Raw genomic sequence first — 3,258 nt, 5'->3', positions numbered from 1 at the left:
GATCGAGTTAATCGATCAAGGTTAAGTTACAAAGGGCGCACGGTGGATGCCTTGGCACTAGGAGCCGATGAAGGACGTGACTAACGACGATATGCTTCGGGGAGCTGTACGTAAGCTTTGATCCGGAGATTTCCGAATGGGGGAACCCAGCCACCTTTGGTGGTTATCATTGAGTGAATACATAGCTTAATGAAGGCAAACGCAGGGAACTGAAACATCTAAGTACCTGCAGGAAGAGAAAGCAATTGCGATTCCCATAGTAGCGGCGAGCGAAGTGGGAACAGCCCAAACCAAAGTGCTTGCACTTTGGGGTTGTAGGACCAAACATTGGAGTTACCAAAGTGAGTGATAGACGAAGTCAGTTGGAAAGCTGCGCGAGACAAGGTGAAAGCCCTGTAGTCAAAATCGCTCACCCTCCGTTTGGGATCCTGAGTACGGCGGAACACGTGAAATTCCGTCGGAATCCGGGTGGACCATCACCCAAGGCTAAATACTCCCTAGTGACCGATAGTGAACCAGTACCGTGAGGGAAAGGTGAAAAGCACCCCGGAAGGGGAGTGAAATAGTTCCTGAAACCGTGTGCCTACAATTAGTTGGAGCCCGTTAATGGGTGACAGCGTGCCTTTTGTAGAATGAACCGGCGAGTTACGCTAGCATGCGAGGTTAAGGTGAAAAGCCGGAGCCGCAGCGAAAGCGAGTCTGAATAGGGCGACTAAGTATGTTGGTGTAGACCCGAAACCAAGTGACCTACCCATGACCAGGTTGAAGGTGTGGTAAAACGCACTGGAGGACCGAACCCGTGTATGTTGAAAAATGCTGGGATGAGTTGTGGGTAGCGGTGAAATTCCAAACGAACTTGGAGATAGCTGGTTCTCTCCGAAATAGCTTTAGGGCTAGCCTCGGAGGATGGATATTGGAGGTAGAGCACTGTTTGGACTAGGGGCCCGTCATGGGTTACTGAATTCAGATAAACTCCGAATACCAATTATCTTACTCCGGGAGTCAGACGGTGAGCGATAAGGTCCATCGTCGAAAGGGGAACAGCCCAGATCACCAGTTAAGGTCCCTAAATTTATGCTAAGTGGAAAAGGATGTGGCGTTGCACAGACAACTAGGATGTTGGCTCAGAAGCAGCCATCATTTAAAGAGTGCGTAATAGCTCACTAGTCGAGTGACCCTGCGCCGAAAATATACCGGGGCTAAGCATAATACCGAAACTGTGGATGCGTCCGTAAGGACGTGTGGTAGGAGAGCGTTCCAAGGGCGTTGAAGGTCGACCGTGAGGACGGCTGGAGCGCTTGGAAGTGAGAATGCCGGCATGAGTAGCGAAAGATCGGTGAGAATCCGATCCACCGTATGACTAAGGTTTTCTGGGGAAGGCTCGTCCTCCCAGAGTTAGTCGGGACCTAAGGCGAGGCCGAGAGGCGTAGTCGATGGCAAACAGGTTGAGATTCCTGTACTGATCTATTTTGTTTGACCGATGGCGGGACGCAGGAGGTTAAGTCAAGCACACGGCTGGAAATGTGTGTCCAAGCACTGAGTCTTGAAGCGAGTGAAATGCTTACTTCTTTAAGGACAAGGTGTGATGGGGAGCGAAATTTAAGTAGCGAAGTGACTGATATCACACTGCCGAGAAAAGCGTCTAGGGAGAAATAGATCACCCGTACCGCAAACCGACACAGGTAGTCGAGGCGAGTAGCCTCAGGTGAGCGAGCGAACTCTCGTTAAGGAACTCGGCAAAATGACCCCGTAACTTCGGAAGAAGGGGTGCTGCACGCAAGTGCAGCCGCAGTGAATAGGCCCAAACAACTGTTTATCAAAAACACAGGTCTCTGCTAAATCGTAAGATGACGTATAGGGGCTGACACCTGCCCGGTGCTGGAAGGTTAAGAGGATGAGTTAGCGTAAGCGAAGCCCAGAATTGAAGCCCCAGTAAACGGCGGCCGTAACTATAACGGTCCTAAGGTAGCGAAATTCCTTGTCGGGTAAGTTCCGACCCGCACGAAAGGTGTAATGATTTGGGCACTGTCTCAACGAGAGACTCGGTGAAATTATAGTACCCGTGAAGATGCGGGTTACCCGCGACAGGACGGAAAGACCCCATGGAGCTTTACTGTAGCTTGATATTGAGTGTTTGTACCGCTTGTACAGGATAGGTAGGAGCCGTAGAGGCCGGAACGCTAGTTTCGGCAGAGGCGTTGGTGGGATACTACCCTTGCTGTATGAACACTCTAACCTGCGCCACTCAGCGTGGCGGGAGACAGTGTCAGGTGGGCAGTTTGACTGGGGCGGTCGCCTCCTAAAATGTAACGGAGGCGCCCAAAGGTTCCCTCAGAATGGTTGGAAATCATTCGCAGAGTGTAAAGGTATAAGGGAGCTTGACTGCGAGACTGACAAGTCGAGCAGGGACGAAAGTCGGGCTTAGTGATCCGGTGGTTCCGTATGGAAGGGCCATCGCTCAACGGATAAAAGCTACCCTGGGGATAACAGGCTTATCTTCCCCAAGAGTCCACATCGACGGGAAGGTTTGGCACCTCGATGTCGGCTCATCGCATCCTGGGGCTGTAGTCGGTCCCAAGGGTTGGGCTGTTCGCCCATTAAAGCGGTACGCGAGCTGGGTTCAGAACGTCGTGAGACAGTTCGGTCCCTATCCGTCGCGGGCGCAGGAAATTTGAGAGGAGCTGTCCTTAGTACGAGAGGACCGGGATGGACGTTCCGCTGGTGTACCAGTTGTGCCGCCAGGCGCATCGCTGGGTAGCTATGAACGGACGGGATAAACGCTGAAAGCATCTAAGTGTGAAGCCCCCCTCGAGATGAGATTTCCCATTCCTATATGGAAGTAAGACCCCTGAGAGATGATCAGGTAGATAGGCTGGAAGTGGAAGTGCAGCGATGCATGGAGCGGACCAGTACTAATCGGTCGAGGACTTAACCAAGTAAAGTGCGCAGCTTTGGCGATCTTAGGCCAATGGCTAGCCTAGCTTGGGACTTTGCCGGCGCAGCCGGTGAAGGCCAAAGCGTAGCTAGACACTTGGCCGTTGCCAAAGCGGAGCACGACTAGCGAAGCAAATACGGTTCAAAGCATTTAAAACAATGATAGCCAGTTTTGAGAGCGCAAAGCTTTCAACAAAATAAGTGCGGTGGCGATAGCGAGAAGGATACACCTGTTCCCATGCCGAACACAGAAGTTAAGCTTCTCTACGCCGAGAGTAGTTGGTGGGTGACTGCCTGCGAGGGTAGGAAGCTGCCGCGCTTTTT

General features: G+C 51.9%; 2 rRNA genes. Both read left to right on the top strand.

Annotated features, from left to right (window positions below):
• Positions 1-19 precede the first annotated feature (19 nt).
• Positions 20-2,936 (top strand): 23S ribosomal RNA (locus tag JUE30_RS11090).
• 200 nt (positions 2,937-3,136) lie between these two features.
• Positions 3,137-3,253 (top strand): 5S ribosomal RNA (gene rrf / locus JUE30_RS11085).
• Positions 3,254-3,258: the final 5 nt, after the last annotated feature.

Source organism: Lacticaseibacillus sp. 866-1 (assembly GCF_016861825.1).
In the GTDB taxonomy this organism is placed as follows: Bacteria; Bacillota; Bacilli; order Lactobacillales; family Lactobacillaceae; genus Lacticaseibacillus.
This window is presented reverse-complemented; position numbering and strand designations above follow the sequence as displayed.